Here is a 20,548-nt window from a genome sequence, read left to right on the forward strand (position 1 = left end):
GTCATGAAATATGCAATTACTGCAGCAACTGGTCGTTTTGGACAAGCGGCTTTCAATCAATTAAAGCAATTAGTGCCAATTGAAGATATTGTGATTGTGGCTCGAAATAAGGAAAAAGCGCAAGCAATGTTTGGTAACGTCACAGTACGCCAAGCTGATTATGATAATGTTGATGCTTTGAAACAAGCCTTTAATGGGGTCAATCGGGTGCTATTTATTTCTTCACAACCAGGTGGGCAAGTACCACGGTTGACGCAACATTTGAACGTTGTGGAAGCATTGTCAGCCAATCAAGTGCAGTTGACAGTTTATACGAGTTTCCCAAAAGCTGAAACAGCGATTAGTGCACTGGCTCACGATCACCGTGAAACAGAAAAAGCATTAACGCAATCAGGACTTAATGCTGTGTTTGCTAGAAATAACTGGTATCTTGAAAATGAACAAGGCTTCTTGTCAAGTGGGGCAACAAATCAGGTTGCTGCTTTCTGGGCTAGTGGACGTGCAGGTTGGGCACTTGAACGAGAATATGCAGAAGCAGCTGCTAAGCTCTTAGTTGCTGAAACCCATAAATCTATTTATGAATTTGCTGGACCAATTAATGACTATCAGGCACTTGGTAGTGCTTTGATTGCAGCAACTGGTAAGAAAATTGATATTTTAGCACAAACACGAACAGAATACATTGAGGCATTGGAACATACTGGTTTGAACCATGATATGGCCAGTCTGTTTGCTTCTTTCCAAGCACCAATCGAAGAAGGATCATTAGATTATGGTACAACAGATTTGATAGACGTTCTGGGACATAATTTAGTACCATTACCCGAGGCTATTAACGACATATTGAAGGCATAATTTGCTGTTTGATTTATGATATAATAATGCCCGTGGTGTCGTAATTTATAAAATAGGGAGCTGACTAATGCGTTTTTCATATAAATTAAGTGATGCAATCCATATTTTGACATACATTGACATCTTTCAGGGGAATGATTTATCAAGTCAAGCTATTGCAGCCAGTATAGGCTCCAATGCCAGTGTTGTAAGAAACTTAATGCGTGATTTGCGTGTCGCGGGATTACTCGTGACGAAACAAGGTGCTGCTGCACCAATATTAGCTAAATCACCTGAAGATATTAGTCTCTATGATGTTTATATTGCGATTAATATGGTTCATACTTTACTGCATATTGATCCTAAAACAAATCCGAATTGTTTGGTGGGAAGTCGTATTCAGGATACATTAAATAATTTTTATACAGAAGTTGAAGTAGCAGCGTACGAAAAAATGCGACATATATCATTGGCAGATGTGACGCAACATATTTTGAACGCAAATGAGATATCTGAATAGTAAAAAACGCGCGTGTGGCAATGTCTGACACGCGTTTTTTGTTGACTTTTTTGGTCTAATATGACACAATGTCAATATATTGACATTGTGTCATATTAATTTGTAAGGAGTAAACTATGAAAAGTGGATTACTAAATTTAAGTACTCGAAAACAGGAAAAGATTAAGCAGGCCTTACTATCAGAATTTTCTAACGTGTCATTATTAGAAGCAAAAGTAGCCAACATCGTCACGTTGGCAGAGATATCTCGAGGTTCTTTTTATACTTATTTTGAGGATATTTATGATGCTTACCAGTGGCTTGCAAGTATTGTATTTAAAAATATCCATCAAAGCCTAGAACAAACGCAAGACAGTTTATCTGCGGCTGAAAACTTCATTTTAGAAGCTAAAGATAGTCCTTACTATAATTTTTTGTGCCAATATTATACTGTTAACGATGCTGTGATGAACAGTCAAAAAAAACCCAGTAGTGGTTATTTTGACGATTTGAGTCATCTTAAAGATGACAATGAGATTAGCGATTGGTTGATTGCTCAAGCAATACATCGTTTAATAAGAAGCTATTTTATGTATCCGGAAAAATCAGCCGACATTATACAGTCGTTTCAAGCCCTGAAGGTTTGGCAAAAAAGGAGTTGAGCAATGTTTTTAGCCATTAATGAAATGTTAAAAGAAAAGGTGAGATATACGTTAGTCATTGCAGTGATTACATTGATTAGCTTTTTAATTTTTATTTTGAGTGCCTTAGCATTGGGCTTGTCAAATGAAAATACTGCTGCGGTTAATTCGTGGCATACGCAAAGTGTTGCTTTGAATAAAGATGCGGATGGTAATTTGAGCCAATCTTTGATGACTCAAAGTATGGTAACTAACTTAAAGAAACAATCTCATGCTGAAACTGTGGGTATCGCGCCAGCGATTATAAAATATAAACAAAACCATCGTGACGCTGCAACTTATATTGGCTTGGATAAAAGTAAAGCTATTTATCAAACGCTCAAAATTGTTTCAGGTCATCAGCCAACGAATCAAGATGAGGTATTAGTATCTGACAAGCTAAAAAATAAAGGCCTATCGCTTGGCGATAACATCACGATAGGCATGCTACCAAAAAAATTAGTTGTTGTGGGTTTTGTTAAACAAGCAACTTATAATATGGCTCCGATTGTCTATGGCTCTTTGAGTAACTGGTCCGGTGTTAAAGGTGTGTCGTCACATTATGCAGCAAGTGGCGTGATTAGTCAAAAAAATATCGCAATTGAGGATAAAGAGAATGTCTCGGTTTTAACAAGACAACAATTATTTAATAAGATGCCTGGGTATACGGCGCAAAATAGTACCTTTTTGTTTATGATTTCATTTTTAATAATTATATCAATTGTTGTGGTTGCTATTTTCCTGTATATTTTAACAATTCAAAAAATGCCTAACTTGGCAGTATTAAGAACGCAAGGTATACCTAGTCGTTATTTGATCGTCAATACGCTTAGTGAAACGACAATCATCATGACGATTGCAGTTAGCCTGGGACTCGTTTTATGTGCTATCAGTAGTTGGTTGATACCGGTTGCTGTACCGATGTATTTTGACCCGTATCTCATTATTTCTGTAGCATTCGGCCTAGTCATTACCGGTATCATTGCCGCATTAATCCCAATTCGACTTATTATGAAGATTGAACCCAAACAAGGGATAGGAGGATAACAAGATGGCTAGTTTGAAGCTGGTTGACGTTACTAAAGTATTTGGCGAGGGAACTAATGAGGTTGTAGCGCTCAATCGTGTTAATTTTGAATCTCGTCAAGGAGAATTAACCCTGATACTTGGACCATCAGGCTCTGGCAAAAGTACATTATTGACCATTATCGGGGGATTACAGTCACCAACCTCGGGTGAAGTTTATGTAAACGGTCAGTTAGTAGATGTTAAAGACGTCAAAAGTTCTGATTTTTTTCGGTTGAATCAAGTTGGTTTTGTTTTACAGTCTCATAGCTTGGTCCCCTTTTTAACTGTGAAAAAGCAATTTGAATTAGCTGATCGTGTTAAAAAACAAAATAATTTGCAAACCGAACAATTTAATCATTACCTGCAAATTTTAGGGATTGACCAATTATTGGATAAATATCCAAATCAGTTATCAGGTGGTCAATCTCAACGCGTTGCTATCGCTAGAGCCATATATACTAATCCTGATTTTATTCTTGCAGACGAACCAACCGCAGCATTGGATAGTGGTCGTGTTAAAAAGGTGGGCGAATTATTTAAACAAATTGCCACAGCAGAAGATAAAGCTGTTGTTATTGTGACGCATGATTTACGGTTAGAGCAATTCGCAGATCATGTTTATCATATTGAAGATGGCGCGATTACACAAACAAAGTAAGCAAAAGAACCTAGCCGAAGCGCTAGGTTCTTTTGCTAATCAGTGAGCCTAAATATAAGTTAAAATGCAGTGTATTACGTATTATAATTAGTCAAAATATAAGTTGACAATATAGTGTCAATGCTTTACTATTTAGTTAGTTATATATATAATAAACTAAATAAAAGGATAACCTATGACATTAGAGGACTATTTTAACGAAGCACGAACGGTGATGGTACATCTTCTCTATTTGACCAATGCAAAGTCTTTGGATCACGATTTATCTGACAACCAAAGACGTACATTAGAAGTCTTACTCGAAAATGATGACTTGACTGCTGGGCGAATTACCGAAACACTTGATATTAAGCCATCAAGTACTACAGCAATTATTAAACAACTTACTAAATTACAGTATGTCACTAAACATAAAGATATGGCTGATTCACGTATTACGCGCATTAAATTAACAGATAACGGTAGATCAAAAGCAGTGGCATTACAGGAGCGCTTAGAATTAATTGATAGTATTTTTTTTAAGCCGTTATCTGCCAAAGAACGACAACAATTATTTGAATTGCTGCAAAAAATGGCTACGTATCTAAGTTCTGATACTTATCTAGATGCAATGCGGCAATTGGTCTCTGATGACCGGCAATCTCAACGTATGTTGGAACATTTACAAGATGTGAGCCGAGATCGACGTCATATCAATCATTTACGTCAACATATGAGCCATGATTACTGGCACCATCATAATGATTAAACAGATAGTAAAGGAGTAGCGGTATAATACCGTTAACATAAAATAATGGACGAACATGAAGTACATCGCGCAAAGGGACAGTTTAAGTTTGGTGAGTTCTTCTCACTAATTAATCAAGTTTCACCAAAATATTGGCTGATGAGCATCGGCGTATTGATCGGTTTGGTCGGCACGGCCATTAACTTAGTCGTGCCTAAAATTGCAGCTAATCTAATCAATACTTTTTCTAAAGGAATTGATTATCATTTATTATTAACTGTTATCATATTATTCATTTTGTCAAGCGCGCTTTCTGTTGTGGGTGGTGCGTTACTAGGCTTTTTCGGCCAAGATGTTGTATCAAAGTTGCGTCAGAAAATATGGGCCCAATTAATGATCTTACGCGTGAGTTATTTTGATGAGGTCAAAGCGGGTGAAATGTCTTCGAGACTTGTGAATGATTCCTCTCAAGTACAAGAACTATTAGCTTCAAAAATACCAAGTGCGCTATCTGCTATATTAACAGTTATCGGTGCAGTCTTTATGATGTTTACAATGGATTGGCATATGTCACTGGTTGTGGTTGCTTCGGTACCAGTGGCAGTGGTTTTATTGACACCCTTGATGCTATATGCGGGTCGGTTATCGCGTAAGCGGCAAGATGCTATCGCTGACTTTAATGGTAGTGCATCAGAAGTATTGGGAGAAATTCGCTTAGTAAAATCTTCTAATGCTGAAAAACAAGCAACGCAATCAACAAATGGTGTTATTGGTCGTTTATACCAAATCGGCTTACGTGAAACGGTTTACGATGCAGCTATGGGTCCTATTATGATGATGATTATGATGGGGATGGTATTTGGGTTGTTAGCATTTGGTATTTATCGTGTGTCTCATGGCGCTATGACTATTGGCACACTCACATCATTTTTGATGTACATCTTTAATTTGATTGGTGCAGTACCTCTGTTAGGTACTGTATTTAGTGAAATGAGCAAAGCTGCAGGTGCAACGACACGAATTCGGGAAATTTTACGTGAACCGCAGGAAGACTTCACGGCTGGTGATTCAATAAATGTTGAAGGGCAAACACTTAGGGCGTCACATGTAGACTTTGGGTATACAACAGAAGAAAATATTTTAACAGATGTCTCTTTTGAAGCGAAACCAAATACGGTAATTGCCTTTGCCGGCCCTTCTGGTGGCGGTAAGTCAACAATATTTAGTCTTGTCGAACGTTTTTATGAACCCACTTCAGGCATTATTAGCATAGGCGATAGTCCATTAAATCAAGTGAATCTTGCCAGTTGGCGTTCACAAATTGGTTTTGTTTCTCAAGATTCGGCTATTTTAGCGGGAACTATTCGTGATAATTTAACATTTGGTTTGTCTGGGGAATACTCTGATGAGCAGCTATGGCATGTCTTGTCATTAGCTTATGCTAAAACATTTGTGGCTGAAATGCCAGCGCAATTGGAAACCCAAGTAGGGGAGCGTGGTATTAAAGTTTCGGGTGGCCAGCGTCAGCGTTTAGCTATAGCACGTGCCTTTTTACGAGACCCTAAGATTTTAATGTTGGATGAGGCAACGGCTAGTTTAGATTCACAATCAGAAGCGATGGTGCAAAAAGCTTTGGAGAGATTGATGGCTAATCGTACAACGTTAGTGATTGCACATCGCTTATCAACTATTGTCGGAGCGGATCAAATTTACTTCATTGAGCACGGTCGTGTGAGTGGCTTTGGTACACACCAAGAACTGATGTCAAATCATCCATTGTATCGTGAATATGTTCAGGGACAGGCTATTAATCAATAAAGAAACGGTAATCATTGTGATTACCGTTTCTTTATTGATTAAAAAGGTGAGTGCCAAGCAAACTGAGGAGAAGTACCGGTATACACAGCATAGGATTGACCTGATACCCATGCCCAATTTTGATTACCGTAGTCATAATGCCACCATTCTTCACTATAATTCGTAAAGCCATGTCGTGTCATAATGTCGTATAGTAGTTGTCGGTTTTTTCTTATAACATTTAATGGATCATTAAAATAAGTTGTTTGGGCACGAACACTTGCTTCATCAAAGGGCGTACCCATATTGAGCAAACGGCCAACAGAATCGATAATAGTCAAATCAACACTACCGCCTGTATTATGAGGAGACGGCTTCAACAAGTTAGTAGAGGGTAATGCAACAATTTTAAGCGTCAATTGTTGTAACTCATTAACAGTCATGTTTGGATTTTGTTGCCGATAGCGTTCGTAGAGTATATCAAATAAATCCTGTTGTGTTTTTATATCACGCCAAGCATCATAAATTAAGAACTTATAGCCAGAAGGTAAATCATTACTTGCTGTAATTAATTTTTCATAAACTCCTTGTCTGAGATATAGTTCGGGTATGGCACCTGGTAATTTTTGCAAGAAGTATTGTGGACTAATCTGTATTTTTTCTGGAAAAAAATTAATTGGCACAAGATCTTCTTCAAGTGGTTTGATAGGTACATTTTTAACCGCTAACCAGTCCCATTCAGTTGTTTTTGTAAACGCTTTCATAATGTCATTTTATCATGTTTAAACATTTATTTCACTAGTTCTGCACCGTTTCTTCATCACACGTTACTTGCTGATATTTAAGGATAGAAAAGAGAGGGGATTGTGGTATAATGAACGAGTATGTACTAGTAATTTATTGTCAGATAATGTGTCAGTTACCAAATAATTATAAAGTTAATCAAAGGAGCTTTTATCATGAAAGGCATTATTTTAGCGGGTGGTTCAGGTACAAGGTTATACCCTATAACAAAGTCGACTTCTAAACAATTGGTCCCAATTTATGATAAACCTATGATTTATTATCCCATGTCTGTTCTAATGTTAGCAGGTATCAAAGATTTTTTGATTATTTCAACTCCAGAGTACACGAACCAATTTGAACAACTTTTTAATGATGGTAGTGACTTGGGCTTAAACATTCAATATAAAGTACAGCCTCAGCCGAACGGATTGGCAGAGGCATTTATACTTGGTGAAGAATTTATTGGGGATGACTCAGTTGCACTGATACTTGGTGATAATATTTTTTACGGGGCAAACTTATCAGAAATGCTACAAGCTGCTGCTGCCAAAAAAAATGGTGCAACAGTTTTCGGTTACCAAGTACGCGACCCAGAACGTTTTGGTGTAGTTGCATTTGATGAAAATCAGAAAGCAGTTTCTATTGTTGAAAAACCGGAACAACCAAAAAGTAATTATGCGGTAACAGGTCTTTATTTTTATGATAATGATGTCATTAATATTGCTAAGTCAATTTCACCTTCAGAACGTGGTGAACTAGAAATTTCAGATGTTAATCAAGCATATTTGGATCGTGGTGATCTTGATGTACAAGTCATGGGCCGGGGCTTTGCTTGGCTAGATACTGGTACACATGATTCTTTATTGGAAGCATCGAGTTTTATTGCAACAATACAAAAACAGCAGAATTTAAAGGTTGCTTCTTTAGAAGAAATAGCATACCGCATGGGATATATTACATTAACGCAATTAGAAGCATTAGCACAACCATTGAAAAAAAATGATTACGGCCAATATCTGTTGCGCTTAGTTGCTACTGAACGGTAACAATCACATAACGACTTATAAAACTATCGCATAGCGAACCACTTTACTAGTAATATGAGTGAAGTGGTTCGACTTTGGTTTATAGGTTACAGAATTGTTCATTTTAAATTATCAGGTTTTCCTGAGTACATAAAAAGAGCGTCAATTAATGAAAGGCTTTTTAATATAGATGATTGAAAATATCAAAAAAATTGCTGCCGATGAAAGAATCCGTTTTTTAGTCGTTGGAGGTTTTAATACAGCGTTTGGATTTCTTATATTTACCAGCATTACACTTATGCTGAAACATGTGCCACATGGTTATATGATTGGTTTAATTGTTTCTCAATTCGTTTCCAATTTTGTTGCCTTCTATTTACATCGTAAAGTGACTTTTAAGGCTAAGGGACACGCAATGACTGACTTTATTAGGTTTACGATGGTTAATGCAGTGAGCTATTTAATTAATTTAATAGTCTTACCGCTCTTGGTCAACGTCACTCATATGAATCCGCTTATTGCACAATTCCTAATTTTGCTCGTTACAACCATGATTAGTTTCGTTGGTCATAAATTCTTTTCATTTAGGAGAACAAAATAATGCTAGATGTATCCGTTGTTATTCCCGTATATAAAGGTAGGCCGTTTATTGAGGAGACTGTGCTGTCTGTTTTGTCTCAGCGTGATGTAGCATTTGATTTATCTATAGCATTACAAGGTCCAGAAGATGGTACACGTGAATTATTAGCTGAAATTGCGAAAACTGATTCGCGATTAAAAATTTTTAATGCCCCAACTGGTGCAGCTAAAGAAAATTGGCAGTATGTCTCACAGCAGGCTACCGGCAAATATATTAAATTAATTCCTCAGGATGATGTTTTATTGCCTGGAACATTAAAACGTCAGTTTGATTTGCTTGAAGAAAATCCACAAGCAGTGCTAACTGCTAGCCTAAGGCAAGTCATTGATGATAAAAATACGATTTTAAAAAAATCATGGGGTCTGATGGGAATCACTAAACCAATGAGTGGTACTGCAGTGATGCGGCATGTTATTGGCTTAGGCATGAATGCTCTTGGCGAACCCGGCGGCGTCATGATGAGACGAGACGCATTTGAGCAAGGCGGTGGTTGGGATTTTTCAAATCCCTATGTTGTTGATTTAGCTTCTTATTTACATGTTCTTGCTCAAGGTGATTTTGTACCAGACAATCAAATTGGGGTTAAATTCCGTGTTAGTTCGGGGCAGTGGACAGCAGAATTACAAGATGTTCAAAGCCAGCACGTCATTAGCATGAACAAAGCGATGCATCGAGACTATCCTACAATTGTGACAAACGCCGTTTTATGGCGTGGTAATGTTATGTCTCAAGTCATGCAATTGGCTCGTTTAATGGTTTATAAAGTAAAAGGAATGAAGTGAAATGGCAGCGAAAAAATTAGCAATTGTTTTACCTGCATATAACGAAGAAGAAGTTATCGAGAAGACAACAGCACGTCTACATGGCTTGCTGTTGTCAATGATTGAAAATAAAAAGATCACATCTGACAGTTTTATTATGTATGTTGACGACGGTTCCAAGGATCGAACGTGGGAATTAGTTAATCAACTGCGTGCACAGTACGGCCAAGTACAAGGTATTCGTTTTAGTACTAATTTTGGTCATCAGAACGCACTAATTGCCGGTATGACACATTTAACAGGTACAGATGTTGATTATGTGGTTACCATTGATGCTGATTTGCAGGATGATCCGGAAGCCATTGTTGATATGGTAGATTTGGCTAACGCAGGGAAAGACATTGTCTATGGTGTACGAAATGACCGTACAACAGATACGCTCTTTAAGCGTTACACGGCGCAGGGCTTTTACAAAGTTATGAGTGCTTTGGGAGTGAATTCTATTCCAAATCATGCAGATTTTCGACTGGTTAATCAAAAAGTGCTCAAAGCATTTTCAGCATATCAAGAGCGTGAAATGTTTTTGAGAGGCATTTTCCCCTTGATTGGCTTCAATGAAGGCCGCGTGTATTACGCGCGTGCTGAGCGCGAGGCTGGCGAAACAAAATATCCATTAAGGAAAATGATACAGTTTGCGGCAACAGGGATTACTTCGTTCTCAATATCACCAATTACTTTTGTACGCAATTTGGGAATTGGTATTTTTGGTATTAGTATTTTATTTTTAATTTATATTTTCTTCGGTTGGGCTTTTGGTAAAACGTCAACTGGGTGGCCAACATTGATGGTATCAATATGGATGCTCGGTGGTTTACAGTTAGTGGCAATTGGCATTATAGGTGAATACATTGGTAAAATTTTCATGGAAGTCAAGCATCGTCCAAGATATATTATTGCAGAAGAGTTGAATGATTATGATGAACAAGCATAAGCAGAATGAATGGCCTATTACCTTTAAAAATGTTGGTCTAATTACCTTAGTCATCGTTGGTTTAAGTCTCATACCTTTAATATTTTTCCATCGTTTTTATTTTTTAGACGATACGCAGCGTGGTGCAATCGGTCAGTGGTATGAAGTCGGCAAACTATTATCACAAGGTCACTTACCTATTTTTAATGCTGCAGCGCAGGGCTCAGGTAATTACCTTGCTGAAGGTCAATGGGGGACCTTTAGCCCTTTGGTGTGGTTAATTGCTTTCACAGTTTATCATTCATCTAATTTTGTAATATTCTCAACTGTTTTTAAAATTATTTTATTAGTTGTTTTAGGTTTGGGCGCTTTCTTTTTAGCCCATTCCATGCACGTTGACAAAAAGTACGCAATTATTTACGGGTTTATCACCCCATTTGTTGGCTTTACACTTTTTGCAGGCGCAGCATCGTGGGTCACTGATTTAATGGTTTCTGCGCTATTTCCATGGTTTTGGTGGGCATTACGTCGCTTTTTAGAAAAGAATACAGGCCCAATACTTGTTTTCCTGATTGGTTATTCCATCATAACAATAGGTTATGTGTTCGGTACGATTATGCTAATTATGACAATGCTTGGCTCATTAATCGCATTTATAATGAACAAACATTGGCAAAGCGTTAAAAAAACTGTATTGTTAGGTGTTAGTTTAGCTGCTGCGACAATAGCTGTTTATTTACCTGGTATTGCTATAGCAACAGTGACATTAAGAAATACTTCAGGCATCTTTAATAATAACTTCTTATCGCCCAATTTGTCTGATTTGTTGTTTTCGTTTTCACCAGTCGGCTACTCTGAAATGAACTCTTGGTGGACCGCAGGCGGTGTTACATACATGCCATTTATGTACATAGGTTGGCCTTTGTTATTAATCGCTTTTCTTAACTTCAAGGCTATTCGGTCGTTTATTAATAACCATAAGACTGATTTAATACAGTGGGTGGTACCGTTCTTAATAGCGTTTTTGCTGCTATTTGGCCCAGACAGTGTTGGTCCGCTACGCTTTCCAGTTCGTATGATGGCTTATTTTGGACAATTACTATTGCTAATGTTGGTGATGGTGATTTCACAAGTAGGCTTGACTTTTAATAAAGCACGTATTTGGTTCCTCACATCAATAGTTTTGCTTGGCACATATTTAGAAGTGTCCAATACACCAGCCAGATTGAAATCAGTTTTAGTTATTAATTTAATTATTGGTTTGGTAATTATTGCAATTGCTTATATAAGTAGTGGTGGCAAGAAGTTTCAGTATAAAAATCATCGGTTTAACATCAAAAAACCGGCAATTACTATCTTATCGCTAGCTATTGTTATCTCATTTTTTTCGATGATTGTTCAGCAAAGAACCATAGGCAGACAACGGGATAGTATACAGCAGCAACACATTACCTATCGATATGTTGACTATGATATGCCAGCAAAAAAAGCTGATATTTTAAATATGGCTAAAAAGTACAAAGGCAATACAGTTGTATTAGGAAATAGCAGTCATATCATTATGGGAAATGATTGGTATGTTACTGACAATGATTCAATGAATGTATATACGCCCGTTGGCTTTAAAAAGTTTAGCGACGATTTTCGTGGTGGAGATCCCACGCGCATTCCAGTAAAGCACTATAATAAGCTCTTTACACTAGATAAGACAACGCAATTACCATTGGTTGATTTGCTCAAGATTGATACGATAGCAGTTGGTAACGAAGATGATAAAAAGATTTATCAAAACCTTATCCATCGAAAAAATGTGCCTAATGGTTGGCGTTTAACGTCTTATAATCGCGATTTTGCCGTAATTCAACGTAATGTTTCGGTTGGTCAAGTTGGCAGTGTTGCTTGGAGTAGCTTAAATAGTATTAAGCAAGTTGCTAACAATAATTATCAAGTTAAAATTTATGTCCCAGCTCATGATAAAAATGAAAAGGTCGTCTTTTCACGAACTGCCTGGCCGGGTTATCATGTTATAGGGCACAGTGCTAAGTTAATCACTCCCTTACGGGGGTATTTGACTCAAATTGAGGTACCCGCATCGCACGTGCCAAAAACCATTACTTTGCGGTTTGAACCACCAATGTTAAAACCTGCATTCGTTTTAGTTGTCTTTTCTGTGGTATTTACCTTGTCTTGGTCATTAATACGCATGTTAATTAAGGTAGTTGGGAGAAACTAAATTCCGTTCCTGACGTAATTGTTAATTATATCATTTCAAGAAGAGTGTATTAAATCAAAATTATTTAATACACTTTTTGTTTTCAATGAATTAACAGTATGTCTAATGACACGTTTTTCTGTAAATTATAGTGGGGTAGCATTTTCAGTAATGGCTATATCATATAGTTCATAATCATTTCTTATTGGAAGCACTACATTAAGGTAGTGTTTTTTTGTTTGGCATGTTGATAAATCAACATCTCTGTATTTTTAATACAGTTTTATTTTCTAACTACTTGACTGCGTGGTTACCACACAGTGTACAATATAATCAACTTAACTATTCAAGAAAGGAAGCTTATGCAAAACTATTCCATTTCCGAGCTAGCTCGTATTTTTAAAATTACAAAGTATACCATTAGGCATTACGTTGATGAAGGATTACTCTCACCCGAAAAAAATTCTGTTAGCGGTTACTATACATTTTCAGAAACTGATCTTTATAGGTTATATCAAATTTTGACATTTAGAAAAATTGGCTATGCTGTTAAAGATATCAAAAAATTATTAGAACAAGATAATTTTACTGACGTTTTTAGGGTTGCTGAAGCTAAAGTTCAAGATCAAATTAATTCACTATTGGCAACTAAACGGATTATTCATACGATTATTCAGGCACAAGAAAATACAAAATTTGACAAAATTGCCTTTGCAGAAAGAGATGGTCGTTTCTTCAAACAAGTGCCAGACAATTTGTTGGCAGAGGAACAGTTAAATTTATTAGAAATTGCTAAATTTGATTCTTATCAACCAGAGAATGTATGTTATCTTATCAAAAGTAATGGCAATTATGACACATGCTTTCTTGGTAAATCAGATGACTATCATTATGTTATGCCAAAGGGAGATTATGCATATAAAAATGTATTGATTCAGGAAGAACAGGAGCTGTATAATCAAATTGAATCATTTAAAAACGATAGTTTTATAAAAAATGCCTTATCTACTGACAATAGTGTAATACTATGCTATGAAAATATTTTTAGTTCCTTAGCTTATAATCAGGCGACAGTTTTTACGTTAGAGGTTAAATTATGATTGTTGAAACACTCAGCAAACGTGACATGTTTTCAGAAGACATGCGTCAGCAACTGAGTATGCTAATTTTGGATGGTTTTGAACGTAAATTTACAGTAAAACTTTTTAACGTTAATGTTGCTAAAGACATTGCTAAATTTTTAGCGCGTTATGTCAGTGAAAATAATAACCAATTAATTATTGCACATCAAAATACTAACATTTACGGTTGCTTATTTTACTCAAGCAAAGAAGCAGGTTCCTCACTTTATGATGCAATAAAAAAATTTTACTCTGGTACGACGCGCCTTAAAGTGATTTTGTTCTTTTTGATACTAGGATACAAACCACTAAGCAATGAAACTTATATTGAGTTTCTGGTAGTCTCAAATAAATGTAGAAGGCAGGGCGTGGGCACGCAATTAATAAAATATTGTCAAAGGCAACTGTTAACCAAAAAACTAACGCTATATGTTGCTGCGGAAAATACAAGAGCCATTAAGTTATATCAAAAAAATAATTTTGTCGTTCGGAAAGTTCAACATAGCATGCTTTCCAGAATTTGTGTTAACCATGAAAAATGGTGTTTTATGGTATGGAAGAAATCAAATGAAGATTGTTACGACCGAAATGTTTAGTAATAAAGATATTGTCGAAGTCAAGGAAGCGGTTTTTAGTGAACAAGTATTGTCAGTAAATATCGTTAAGGATGCCATAAGTGGTATCAAGGGTATTTTGGGGGGCAAATCTAATAGTTACTCAGAAGAATTCAGCAAAGGCCGAGAACTAGCACTTGTAGCGTTAAAAAGCCAAGCGGCGCTTTTGTCTGCTAATATCATTATTGATGTTTGTGTGGATTATAATCAATTTGTCAATTCTGATATCATGCTAATTGTTGTCACAGCTAGAGGCACAGCTGCAGTAATAGAATAAGTACACTGGGCAATTTGATTCAGTTAGGCGTTAAATTTGCTATTTTTTAAAATTAACTTTAGGTAAAGATGTAATGAAGAAAAAAATATTTGCTGCTATTTTTATAGTGCTAGTTCTGATGATTGGAATATTTATTTTTGGTAATGATTACCAAATGTCAGAAAAAAAGGTAATGATTCATACAAAAACTAACAACTTGTCAACTATTATGACTTTTATGACTTTTCCAAAACATGAAAAAATTAAGGGTTTTATTGTATTTGTACACGGCGACGGGGCTCAAAATGCAACGCAAGACGATGGTTACAAGCCGTTAATGGAAAGATTTGCTAAGCAGGGTTATGTCTCAATTTCTTGGGATAAACCTGGTGTTGGGAAATCAACGGGTAATTGGCTTCATCAATCGATGACTGATAGGGCAAATGAGGTGACCGAAGTTATTGACTGGGTTCATAAAGCCTATCCGAATGCAAACTATCGGATAGGCTTATGGGGCGCTAGTCAAGCCGGGTGGGTTATCCCTAAAGTAATGAAACAGGAAAATAAAATTAGCTTTGCGCTCTTGGCAGCGCCAGCCATTAATGTCATGCGACAGGGTATATATTATAACGTCTGGCAGGCAAAAAAATCGGGCGCTACGAATCAAGAAATAAACAGAATCAAAAGAAATTTTATCAACGATAGTTATTTAATTCAAAAATATAATACTTATCAGGAATACAAAATGCATGGGGGTAGTGAAAAGATTAGTGCAGACAGATATCGCTTTGTTCGTAAACTGTTGAATGAAGATGCCACTGCCGATTTATCTCAAGTTCATGGGAAGATAGGTCTCGTCTTAGCTGCAAAAGATAAAAATGTTGATTCAGTGGAAACAAAAAATGTTTATTCAAAAGTGATAGACGCTAAACAACTTAGGATAAAAACGATTCCCAATGTTGAACATCGAATGATCAATCCTGATATAGCTAATTCAGATTTTTTAATTAATCTCGTGGGTGTGATACTGCCTAAATACTATTTAATTGATAAAAATTATCTAGATTATTGTGAAACCTTTGTGTCACAGCTATCATCTTGATCATATTAAATCGAATTAAAATTTTTGTCACCAATCAATGACGCCAAGTTATAAAAATAGGAATAGGAGTAATAATGATACGTGCTGTTACATTAAAAGATCTCAATAAAATTCATCAAATAAATAGAGATGAATTAGGTTATGATTATCCGTTAGACAAATCTTTAAATCAATTACGTAAAATTTTAAATGATCCAAACCATCATTTTTTAGCACTATATCAGAATGATTTTGATCATAAAATTCTTGGTTATGTTCATGCTGAAATTTATGAAGAGATATACGCTGATCCAAGCCTCAATGTCCTTGCCTTAGCCGTATCATCAGATAGTCAAAAATCTGGGATAGGCACGCAGCTTATGGGATGGCTTGAAGATCAGGCTCTAAAAAACGGCTTGACTAACATTCGTCTAAATTCTGGCATGTCAAGAACCGCTGCTCATAATTTTTACGAGCATATTGGTTATAAGCATATTAAAGACCAAAAAAAATTTCTAAAGATACTTTTATATGAATAATCGTTAAAGCACACAATCAATCATACTGATGTTGTGTTGAATTGCAGGAGAGCGTTTAGAAGGTACTTAAAAACGTAGGTAATGCTTTCCACGTTAGTTACTTTCGATAATATATATTATGTTAACTTCAATTGGTATGGCGGATGTCAACCTGAAAACCACATGTTTAATATTTTAGTAAACTTCTGGTAACACGTATGTAAAACTAACGAAGATTATTTTTATATCAGAGCACAACTTTTTTAAGAATATCATGATTTTGTCTAAAAGTAAACTGCATGTCCACGCTTTTAGAACGTCGATACAAAGGCTTTTAGCAATCTAATTACTCACTATTATATCAAATATTTCAATCAATTAAACCATTTTCAAATCTTTATATTTTAAGCACAACAAAAAAAGACACTTCTAGTGTCTAAAGTTCATTATTTTATTGTTGTGCTTAAATTCGCAAAAAATATTGAAAAATAATAAAATTACGACCTGAGCCTTTTGTTAATGGCCATTATAATACTAATACTTTCGAATCTTTGGTGGGATGTAATTATTCATAAAATCGAATATTATTTCTAGAGAATCAGAAAAAAGTAATTTTTGACGATCTTCCACAGTTAAGAAACCATGCGCTGTCATAGTATCAAACATTTTTTTTAACTCATCATAATAGCCATTAATATTATAAAAAACACACGGATTATTATTGTTGCCTAAGCGTGCCCAAGAAAAAGCTTCGATAATTTCTTCTAGTGTTCCTGGTCCACCTGGCAACGCAAGACAACCATCTGATAAGTCCAGCATTTTTTGCTTTCTAACAGACATATTTTCTACTATCGTTAAATCAGTTAGTCTTTCTAAGGCTGCACCTCTGTCAGCTAATTGATTTGGAATGATACCATGAACATTACCACCAAAATCTAGTACTTGATTAGCTAGTATACCCATCAAACCAACTCTACCGCCACCATAAACCAATTCAATATGATTCTGTGCTAAATATTGACCTAATTCTTTAGTAGCAGTTACTACTGCAGAATCTTTCCCTAGTGATGCACCACAGTAAACTGCCAAATTTTTCATTTTTATATAACCCTTTTACATATTCTAAATTTAAATAAAACTGATTAATTAAAACGTTGTTTCAATTTCGTCTGACTTTGTGCTATTAAATCATCTAAATCTATATTATATTTTTCGCTTAAAATCAGTACTTGATCTAAAACATCAGCTAGTTCTTCTTTTAAATGTGCATTAAGCTCTGACTGATTTTGCATTTCTTCACCAGGATGATCTCTGCCTAGTTCTATTGCTCTAATACATTGGGCTAATTCACCAACTTCTTCAAATAAAAAATTTAATCTGATAAATGTCGAATATTGAAACCAATTGCGTTTTTTATAGAAGCTTGTTAACCACATTTTATGTTCCTGCATCACTAATCTTCCTCCTTAGTGTTAGTATGTATAGTATAATCAATGCGTACTAATTGATTATACTATACATATATATTTTATAAAATGAGACCTGTCACTTTATTTAGAAATATTAATTTAGCCACTACATTACTGACTATAATTGGTTACCCTTCATCATTTTGGCGCTCTTCTAGCATGCGCTGTTTACGCTTTTCATAAGCTCTACGGTAACGTTGCATGGCTTTATATTCTTGTTCAAACACTACCATTGGTCTTTTGCCGTCCAATACTTGTCTAAGTGGCATGGCATTCATTTTTGAAGCTACTTCATCTAGTTGTCGTTGCTTCACATCTTTAAATGACGTACCTTTAGGGTACCAATCACGTAGCTTACGGTTTCTGTTTTCATTTGAACCACGTTGTTGTGGTGATGACGGTGTAGCATAGTATAGCTTGATTTTAAGCTCTTTTTGAACATATTCTAAAAAGTCCCATGAGATAAATTCAGAACCATTATCAGCGGTAATCGTTCTTACTGCTTTGCCATATCGTTCATAAAATAGCTTAAACGCATCAACCATATCACTAGATTTTTTACTACGAACTAATACCAAAGCAGTAAACCGAGTTTTTCGTTCAGTAAATGTCATAATCGCAGTCGTATCTTGATACCGTAGATTATTCATTTTAGCAGGCAGAACTAAATCAATTTCCCAATGACCGAACTGTTTACGACTTTCAACAACCTGTGAGCGATCAAATATTGAGTGGCGGACTAATTCTCCGTCATTTTTTAGTTGCTCACGAAGTCTAGCAATTTCACGTTCTTTAGCACGTCTTGTTTGCGCAACAGCTCTTTCTTTTGGTGTCCCATTTTGTCGATGATACTTGTGTTTGCGAATATCAATTAAACCTTTTCTAGCCCATAATCTAATGACTGATGCGGAGACATCAACATCTTGAACGTTGCCAGCTATTTGTTCAGGTGTCCAATGTTCAACATTAACCCAAGTTTCAATGATTTCTTTTAATTCAGGTGTCAATCTTGAACCGGTACCCATTTTACTACGTTTCTTTAAGGCTAGATATTGACCACGTTGTGCCGAATACTTGATACGTGCGTGTATATCCATATTCAAAAGCGTTCGTCTATCTAAATGCGAAAAATCAAGTGTGTTGCCACGGTGTAATTCACGTAGTATTGATGACGGTGTATAGCCTAAACGCCTAGCTATATCCGCTTGTGTCATTTTCTCAATATTCCACAAGTATTCAATCATGTGACGTTGATTTTCATTTATATGTGGTTGGCGCTTTCGTTTTTTTGGTGTTTCATCACTCATAAAACGTATATACTCCTTTATTATGATTATTGAAGTTGGGAATATTCCCTTATAACAAGTTTACCATTTCACAATGTTGTCTATTATTTTATTTTTTAACTTATCGAAAAACAAAATTATAAGCATATCAACTGTTCACACAACATTGAATTCATCAAGAACCTTTTTTACATCAGCTAGTTCTTCATAATATTCAGATAGCCAACGAGTATCTAAACGCATACGTTCAAGTTCAGGTAGTAAATTGTTTTCCAAATTTTTTGCATGTTCTGACAATTCCCTCAAAATAAAGGCTTCATAATTGTTTACATCATCAAATGGTCTAAAGACTTCATCAGTAAAATCAACAATATTGTGAATGCTATAAGCTATCTGCCCTATAATTTTGTTATTATCAGACCATTTTAATTGTTCACGCAAATGACTATCAACCTCAATATCACGTAAACAATCAACATAACGATTGATGATGCGATACCTTAAATTGTCAATTGCTTTGTTTATCATCACATTGCCCTTTCTCTTAGTTGCTTTTTAGCTTGATACAACTGTTCTTCAATCTTATTCAAACCACTTTCAGTGTTGCGATCAGTTCCCTTAATCAGCAAGTCTAAATCACGATAAGCAAAGGTTAGCTCAATTGATTTTGAGACCAAATCTTGTACCCTTGATGCTAATTCTTTGTTAAAAAAAAGCACATCTCCGTATGTTTGAGATTGTGCTTGTCTGATTTTAGCTTGTAATTGCATTGATACGCTTAACGTTGTTTGAAAGTTAGGCGCACCAGCCTTGAATTGAAAGCCTTGTATATCGCTTTCTAACGTTTGGTCTAATTGACTATATAAGTCTCTAAATCGTTCTAACTGCTTAATATACAGCTCTAATTGTTCCGGCTTTAACCATATTTTTGTTGGCATCTTACTTTATCCTTTCAGTTTTAATTGCAAACAAAAAAGCTAGTACCTATCAAGCACTAACTCACTTTGTGACTAATCATATATATTTGTACGAACCGTCAAACCTGTTTCTTTACGAATTTTCTTAATAATTTCCGGTATTTGTTCTGTATATGAACTATCCAATCGTGCTATTTGTTGTGAATGTGTTGCACGACCAATCTTATACCATTCAAAAAATATATTGACCTTTTTTGAGTAGATTTGGTCTACAACTCTCACTTCATATATCGTATTAGGTTGCTTAGCAAACATTTCTTTAATATCCCCAATTACCGCATCAATTTGGTTCATAGCTCAAACAGCTCCAGTCGTTTTATTTACTATAACTATTATACGAACAGTTGTTCCCTTAGTCAACAGTTAAACACTCTAAATTATTTAGGGTAAATACTGTTTATCTTTACCAGTTTCATCAATAATTCGTAATGGTTCACTATAAATTTGTTGAGTACTCATAGTACGTCTAGGTGCTGGATATTCCTTTTGTAACTTACGCATCACATCTGCTAGCGTAGTGCCTATCATGTACTCATTCTTTGAATGCCAACCAACTGCTTTATACATTA

25 protein-coding genes are annotated in these 20,548 nt (G+C 35.7%); 17 read left to right on the plus strand and 8 right to left on the minus strand.

Annotation, left to right across the window (positions count from 1 at the left end; translation table 11 throughout):
• Nucleotides 1-3 precede the first annotated feature (3 nt).
• The 7 genes from FGL72_RS03385 to FGL72_RS03415 all read left to right on the plus strand — a co-directional run bounded on the left by FGL72_RS03385 (nucleotide 4) and on the right by FGL72_RS03415 (nucleotide 6,284).
• Entirely contained in the window at nucleotides 4-855 is an 852-nt protein-coding gene (locus FGL72_RS03385; RefSeq protein WP_004902773.1) for an NAD(P)H-binding protein, read from the plus strand.
• Nucleotides 856-922: 67 nt separating this feature from the next.
• Nucleotides 923-1,354, plus strand: coding sequence for an Rrf2 family transcriptional regulator (locus tag FGL72_RS03390; RefSeq protein WP_004905190.1), 432 nt, complete (start codon nucleotides 923-925; stop codon nucleotides 1,352-1,354).
• 116 nt (nucleotides 1,355-1,470) lie between these two features.
• Nucleotides 1,471-1,995 (plus strand): TetR/AcrR family transcriptional regulator, encoded by a 525-nt coding sequence (locus FGL72_RS03395; RefSeq protein ID WP_085699156.1) that lies wholly within the window; start codon nucleotides 1,471-1,473, stop codon nucleotides 1,993-1,995.
• A gap of 3 nt (nucleotides 1,996-1,998) precedes the next feature.
• Nucleotides 1,999-3,060 carry an ABC transporter permease gene (locus FGL72_RS03400; RefSeq protein ID WP_146992638.1) on the plus strand — a complete coding sequence of 354 codons (1,062 nt, stop codon included), beginning with the start codon at nucleotides 1,999-2,001 and terminating at the stop codon, nucleotides 3,058-3,060.
• 4 nt (nucleotides 3,061-3,064) lie between these two features.
• A complete protein-coding gene (locus FGL72_RS03405; protein WP_085699153.1) occupies nucleotides 3,065-3,739 on the plus strand; it encodes an ABC transporter ATP-binding protein in 675 nt (224 codons plus the stop codon).
• Between the two features lie 175 nt (nucleotides 3,740-3,914).
• Complete coding sequence (locus FGL72_RS03410) at nucleotides 3,915-4,487, plus strand: MarR family winged helix-turn-helix transcriptional regulator (protein ID WP_085699151.1); 573 nt, start codon at nucleotides 3,915-3,917, stop codon at nucleotides 4,485-4,487.
• A gap of 45 nt (nucleotides 4,488-4,532) precedes the next feature.
• On the plus strand, nucleotides 4,533-6,284 hold the full coding sequence (locus tag FGL72_RS03415) for an ABC transporter ATP-binding protein (protein WP_146992640.1): 1,752 nt from the start codon (nucleotides 4,533-4,535) through the stop codon (nucleotides 6,282-6,284).
• 38 nt (nucleotides 6,285-6,322) lie between these two features.
• Here FGL72_RS03415 and FGL72_RS03420 read toward each other — a convergent pair whose 3' ends face one another.
• Entirely contained in the window at nucleotides 6,323-7,027 is a 705-nt protein-coding gene (locus FGL72_RS03420; RefSeq protein ID WP_146992642.1) for a M15 family metallopeptidase, read from the minus strand.
• Nucleotides 7,028-7,222: 195 nt separating this feature from the next.
• On the opposite strand from FGL72_RS03420, the gene rfbA reads away from it, so the two are divergent.
• From rfbA to FGL72_RS03470, 10 genes are all read left to right on the plus strand, one after another.
• Nucleotides 7,223-8,095, plus strand: coding sequence for a glucose-1-phosphate thymidylyltransferase RfbA (gene rfbA / locus FGL72_RS03425; protein ID WP_004908661.1), 873 nt, complete (start codon nucleotides 7,223-7,225; stop codon nucleotides 8,093-8,095).
• 169 nt (nucleotides 8,096-8,264) lie between these two features.
• Nucleotides 8,265-8,675: a GtrA family protein gene (locus FGL72_RS03430; RefSeq protein ID WP_004902755.1), complete on the plus strand. Its 411-nt coding sequence runs from the start codon at nucleotides 8,265-8,267 to the stop codon at nucleotides 8,673-8,675.
• Nucleotides 8,675-9,496, plus strand: coding sequence for a glycosyltransferase family 2 protein (locus FGL72_RS03435; protein WP_004902753.1), 822 nt, complete (start codon nucleotides 8,675-8,677; stop codon nucleotides 9,494-9,496). The genes FGL72_RS03430 and FGL72_RS03435 overlap by 1 nt, the downstream gene beginning before the upstream one ends.
• A 1-nt stretch (nucleotide 9,497) precedes the next feature.
• A complete protein-coding gene (locus tag FGL72_RS03440; RefSeq protein ID WP_004902752.1) occupies nucleotides 9,498-10,466 on the plus strand; it encodes a glycosyltransferase family 2 protein in 969 nt (322 codons plus the stop codon).
• Nucleotides 10,450-12,678, plus strand: coding sequence for a hypothetical protein (locus FGL72_RS03445; protein ID WP_223246008.1), 2,229 nt, complete (start codon nucleotides 10,450-10,452; stop codon nucleotides 12,676-12,678). The genes FGL72_RS03440 and FGL72_RS03445 overlap by 17 nt, the downstream gene beginning before the upstream one ends.
• A gap of 341 nt (nucleotides 12,679-13,019) precedes the next feature.
• A complete protein-coding gene (locus tag FGL72_RS03450) occupies nucleotides 13,020-13,757 on the plus strand; it encodes a MerR family transcriptional regulator (RefSeq protein WP_133286140.1) in 738 nt (245 codons plus the stop codon).
• On the plus strand, nucleotides 13,754-14,374 hold the full coding sequence (locus FGL72_RS03455) for a GNAT family N-acetyltransferase (RefSeq protein ID WP_133286141.1): 621 nt from the start codon (nucleotides 13,754-13,756) through the stop codon (nucleotides 14,372-14,374). The genes FGL72_RS03450 and FGL72_RS03455 overlap by 4 nt, the downstream gene beginning before the upstream one ends.
• Nucleotides 14,346-14,669, plus strand: coding sequence for a YbjQ family protein (locus FGL72_RS03460; RefSeq protein WP_085699142.1), 324 nt, complete (start codon nucleotides 14,346-14,348; stop codon nucleotides 14,667-14,669). Before FGL72_RS03455 ends, FGL72_RS03460 begins: the two co-directional genes overlap by 29 nt.
• Before the next feature lie 73 nt (nucleotides 14,670-14,742).
• On the plus strand, nucleotides 14,743-15,750 hold the full coding sequence (locus tag FGL72_RS03465) for an alpha/beta hydrolase family protein (protein ID WP_146992644.1): 1,008 nt from the start codon (nucleotides 14,743-14,745) through the stop codon (nucleotides 15,748-15,750).
• Between the two features lie 74 nt (nucleotides 15,751-15,824).
• Nucleotides 15,825-16,268 (plus strand): GNAT family N-acetyltransferase, encoded by a 444-nt coding sequence (locus FGL72_RS03470; RefSeq protein ID WP_085699138.1) that lies wholly within the window; start codon nucleotides 15,825-15,827, stop codon nucleotides 16,266-16,268.
• A gap of 513 nt (nucleotides 16,269-16,781) precedes the next feature.
• On the opposite strand, the gene FGL72_RS03475 is transcribed toward FGL72_RS03470, so the two are convergent.
• From FGL72_RS03475 to FGL72_RS03505, 7 genes are all read right to left on the minus strand, one after another.
• Nucleotides 16,782-17,345 (minus strand): LOG family protein, encoded by a 564-nt coding sequence (locus FGL72_RS03475; RefSeq protein WP_146955647.1) that lies wholly within the window; start codon nucleotides 17,343-17,345, stop codon nucleotides 16,782-16,784.
• A 44-nt stretch (nucleotides 17,346-17,389) separates the two neighbouring features.
• A complete protein-coding gene (locus tag FGL72_RS03480) occupies nucleotides 17,390-17,698 on the minus strand; it encodes a MazG nucleotide pyrophosphohydrolase domain-containing protein (protein WP_146958284.1) in 309 nt (102 codons plus the stop codon).
• Between the two features lie 146 nt (nucleotides 17,699-17,844).
• Entirely contained in the window at nucleotides 17,845-19,023 is a 1,179-nt protein-coding gene (locus FGL72_RS03485; RefSeq protein WP_146992645.1) for an IS30 family transposase, read from the minus strand.
• 135 nt (nucleotides 19,024-19,158) lie between these two features.
• Nucleotides 19,159-19,530 carry an ATP-binding protein gene (locus FGL72_RS03490; protein WP_146955645.1) on the minus strand — a complete coding sequence of 124 codons (372 nt, stop codon included), beginning with the start codon at nucleotides 19,528-19,530 and terminating at the stop codon, nucleotides 19,159-19,161.
• Nucleotides 19,530-19,940 (minus strand): hypothetical protein, encoded by a 411-nt coding sequence (locus FGL72_RS03495; RefSeq protein WP_146992647.1) that lies wholly within the window; start codon nucleotides 19,938-19,940, stop codon nucleotides 19,530-19,532. Before FGL72_RS03495 ends, FGL72_RS03490 begins: the two co-directional genes overlap by 1 nt.
• Nucleotides 19,941-20,012: 72 nt before the next feature.
• On the minus strand, nucleotides 20,013-20,273 hold the full coding sequence (locus FGL72_RS03500; protein WP_146955643.1) for a hypothetical protein: 261 nt from the start codon (nucleotides 20,271-20,273) through the stop codon (nucleotides 20,013-20,015).
• 87 nt (nucleotides 20,274-20,360) lie between these two features.
• Nucleotides 20,361-20,546, minus strand: a complete 186-nt coding sequence (locus tag FGL72_RS03505) for a hypothetical protein (protein WP_146955642.1) — start codon at nucleotides 20,544-20,546, stop codon at nucleotides 20,361-20,363.
• Nucleotides 20,547-20,548: the final 2 nt, after the last annotated feature.

This window comes from Leuconostoc citreum (assembly GCF_007954785.1).
Classification (GTDB): Bacteria; Bacillota; Bacilli; order Lactobacillales; family Lactobacillaceae; genus Leuconostoc; species Leuconostoc citreum.